This window comes from Novipirellula sp. (assembly GCF_041583735.1).
Taxonomy (GTDB): domain Bacteria; phylum Planctomycetota; class Planctomycetia; order Pirellulales; family Pirellulaceae; genus Novipirellula.
This window is the reverse complement of the sequence record NZ_JBFHFD010000878.1, coordinates 1-2,845: the sequence shown is the minus strand read 5'-3', so window position 1 is coordinate 2,845 and position 2,845 is coordinate 1. Positions and strand designations below refer to the sequence as shown.

Annotated in this window: 3 protein-coding genes; 2 read left to right on the top strand and 1 reads right to left on the bottom strand. The window is 54.6% G+C overall.

Translation table 11 applies throughout. The features are described 5' to 3' along the window. Positions 1-229 precede the first annotated feature (229 nt). The gene (locus tag ABX962_RS34050; RefSeq protein ID WP_372726118.1) at positions 230-1,276 is read right to left on the bottom strand and encodes a DUF368 domain-containing protein; all 1,047 of its coding nucleotides are present in this window, start codon (positions 1,274-1,276) and stop codon (positions 230-232) included. Between the two features lie 176 nt (positions 1,277-1,452). Here ABX962_RS34050 and ABX962_RS34045 point away from each other — a divergent pair, with 176 nt between their 5' ends. Both ABX962_RS34045 and lexA read left to right on the top strand, forming a co-directional pair. After that, on the top strand, positions 1,453-2,262 hold the full coding sequence (locus ABX962_RS34045) for an undecaprenyl-diphosphate phosphatase (RefSeq protein WP_372726117.1): 810 nt from the start codon (positions 1,453-1,455) through the stop codon (positions 2,260-2,262). Between the two features lie 95 nt (positions 2,263-2,357). After that, on the top strand, positions 2,358-2,845 hold a 488-nt coding region (lexA, locus tag ABX962_RS34040), incomplete at its 3' end, for a transcriptional repressor LexA (RefSeq protein WP_372726116.1).

Below are 2,845 nucleotides of genomic sequence, written 5' to 3'. Positions count from 1 at the left end.
CGAAGACTTCCGAGCGTGCCAAGCGGACCATCACACACCTCACCCAGGTAGAAGGGACCAGCAACGTCACCAATAGGAATCCTTCCCCTCGTCGAGTTCAAAGTCAACCCCCAAAAAATAAGCTATGTCCCCAAGCGGGGAGGTAAGATGCTGTGTCCCTGAGCGAAGGGGGGGACAGATTGCGGCGGATGTTGCGCTCCCTCAGTCTGACCGTGTTTGCACTACCCACTTACGATGGTTCGTCGACCTCGATTTTATTGGCGATGCTTTCAATCACGATCACAAGTACCGCCGCGCCGATGGCTAAGCCGATTAGCAGCGAGATGCTGCCGGGCCACTGACTCGCCGAAACAAATTCCATCTGACGAAATTTGGTTTCTAAGTTGGCTGTCTCCGGCGTCGGTTGCTGTAGTGGCCATAGCTTGCCAACGCTGCCAATCATCAATCCAATCAATCCCGCCATCGTGGTGCTGCGATGATGCTCTAACATCCATCGCAACAATCGTGAAAACGCCAACAGTCCAAATCCACAACCGCTGGCGAACACGACGATCTGGACGAGTGATTCAAGTGTTACGTTTCCTCGCACGGCATCCTTAATCAATCCGGTTACGGGGTGATAAACCCCGAATAACAATAGCACAAACGCGCCACTAATCCCGGGCAGAATCATGGCACAAATGGCTACCGATGCGCTCAAAAACAAAAAGGGTAGACTCATGTTGCCTTGCCCCATCGGCATCATCGTGATCGCGACCGCAGCGAGGATGCCCGCTCCACACGCGACCACTTGTGGCACGCTCCATTTTTTGACGTAGCTCTTGACGATCCAAATGCTGGCGACAATCAAACCAAAGAAGACTGCAAACGTCTCGGGTTGCTTGTGGTCTAGCAACCAGTGCATCACGCCCGCCAGCGAGACGATTCCGGTGGCGATGCCAACGCCCAGTGCCGCCAAAAAACGAACGTCGACGTGGCGTCCGGCTTCGCGAAACTTCGATTGCACCAGCAGCGAAACAAAATGAGAGTCGATCCGCGAGATGCAGGTCACCAGTCGCTGGTAATGACCCAAAATTAATGCGACGGTCCCTCCGCTGACGCCGGGTACGGTATCCGCCGCTCCCATGCAAAATCCACGAACCACATTTACTATGTCCCCCAAAACGGTCGGATTGGGTGCAAGTTCCATCGCTGTTTCGGCGGGACTGGACGCTGGCTCGTCCGTGGCAGCATGACTCGCAACCGAGTCTTCGGCTTGATGCTCGGCTTGATGCATCGAAACTTTCCTGTGATTTGAATTGAGTCGCGGTGGATACAGCGACAACTATAATCCGATTTTCTAACACTGGACGTTCCCCTTCCACAACTCGGGACCGCCCTTTAAAACCCGCATGGCTCACTCTGAGTCCGATTCGTAGCCTCGCCCGACCTTCGCCAAGGACTAACCTCGCCGTGTTACAGATTCTTTTCCTCGCCGTCGTTCAAGGGATTGCCGAGTTTCTGCCCATTAGTTCTTCAGGGCATTTAGTGGTGCTCGGAGCGTTGACGGGCAAATTGAGCGAATCGCCAACGCTAGAGATTATCCTTCACGCCGGCACACTCGGTTCGATCCTGGTGATTTATTGGCGACGTATCCTTGACCTCTTGTTCAGCGATCGCCGTGTGATCGGAATGATGGTGGTCGGCACCATCCCGGCAGCCATCGTGGGTTTGACGATCAAGAAAAACTTTGAATGGTTGATGCGTTCGCCACTTTTAGCAGGTTGCATGCTGGTCGTAACCGGCATTTTTCTGATTTTGCTCGGTCGGTTGCGGCCTCGCGACGGCGAGTACCAAAAGATGAGTCTGATCAGCGCGTTCGGCGTGGGGTGCTTCCAGGCGTTCGCGATTCTGCCGGGGATCAGCCGCAGTGGATCGACGATCTTGGGCGCGCGGTTGTTGGGGATGAAAAATGAGGATTCCGTTACATTCTCGTTCCTGTTGGCAATCCCCGCAATCTGTGGTGCGGTGGTGCTGGAACTGAAGGATTTCATCGAAGCGGGACAGCTGGATTCAGCGATGCCAATCGAACCAAATCAGGTGGTTTTCTCGCCCGACGCGCTGGCGGTCGGAGCCGTCGTTTCCTTTTTGGTCGGGATCGTCGCGCTGAAGTGGCTGATTGGATGGAGTCGGCTGGATCGACTCCATTGGTTCGCGTGGTGGTGCATCCCTGCAGGAATTGTAACAATGGCCTGTGTTGCAGGGGGTGTAGTGGCCCCTTAGAGGACGTGTTGTTATTGTTTTGAACACCGCACAGACGGGGGCAGGTCGCCCACGCCAGATTACTGTGGACACGCGTTTAGTGCGTGGTACAATCGATGGCATTCGCTTGTTATGCTAGCGACATCATGACCCCCAAAGTGTTAGAAAAGGCCCCCTCGATGTCGGCTCAACTCACAGACCGCCAGCAGAACGTATACAACATGATTCGCTCGCTGATCGTAAAGCGAGGCTACGGGCCTACCGTCCGCGAAATCGGTGAACATTTCGGTATTAAAAGCCCCAACGGAGTGATGTGTCATCTCCGTGCCCTTGAGCGAAAGGGTTTGATCATCCGTAGTCCGAACAAGTCGCGGGCGATCGAGTTGACTCAGGCAGCCGACCGCAATCCGAACAGTTTGTCGATGGGCGGGGTTGTTGCCGGATCCCCCACTGCGTTGCCGTTTGAGCAAAACGAACGAGTCGACTTTAGCGAGATGTTATTTGGCGAAAACCGTTTTGTGCTGCAGGTCAGCGGCGACTCGATGATCGATGCCAAAATTGCCGACGGTGACTACGTGATTGTGCAGCGTCAAGATCACGCCTT

Excerpts from the sequence above, each read along its gene's own strand:
- ABX962_RS34050 (WP_372726118.1), bottom strand. The coding sequence starts at position 1,276 with ATGCATCAAGCCGAGCATCAAGCCGAAGACTCGGTTGCGAGTCATGCT.